The organism is Marinobacter sp. UBA2498, from assembly GCF_002341575.1.
Taxonomy (GTDB): Bacteria; Pseudomonadota; Gammaproteobacteria; order Pseudomonadales; family Oleiphilaceae; genus Marinobacter; species Marinobacter manganoxydans.
Window position 1 is genome coordinate 10,692 of sequence record NZ_DDOI01000017.1, and the last position, 292, is coordinate 10,983.

Annotated in this window: 1 pseudogene; it reads left to right on the top strand. The window is 61.3% G+C overall.

Features of this window, described 5'->3' with window-relative positions:
• Nucleotides 1-232, top strand: a pseudogene (locus B2W52_RS01795) (hypothetical protein); the annotation flags it as partial.
• Nucleotides 233-292 lie beyond the last annotated feature (60 nt).

Below are 292 nucleotides of genomic sequence, written 5' to 3' on the forward strand. Positions count from 1 at the left end.
CGACAGCGGCCAGAACTGGGGCCAGGGCATTACCTGCTCAACCCACGGCAATGGCGAGTTTCGCGGTGAAGCTTCCCTGCCCGTGGCCGAATTCACGTCTCGACTGTACGCCTTCCACTATGACCCGCTGGAACTGGGCGATCTATCGGCGATACCCGATGAGGAAGTCGCCCGGGTTATGGACCTGGGCTACACAAGCTGGGCGGCGCCGAGAGATACATCCGAGGAATAACACTCTCGGCTATCCGCCCTAATAGCTCTCGGTCTTACCGGTGACCGGCGACAGGGGCTC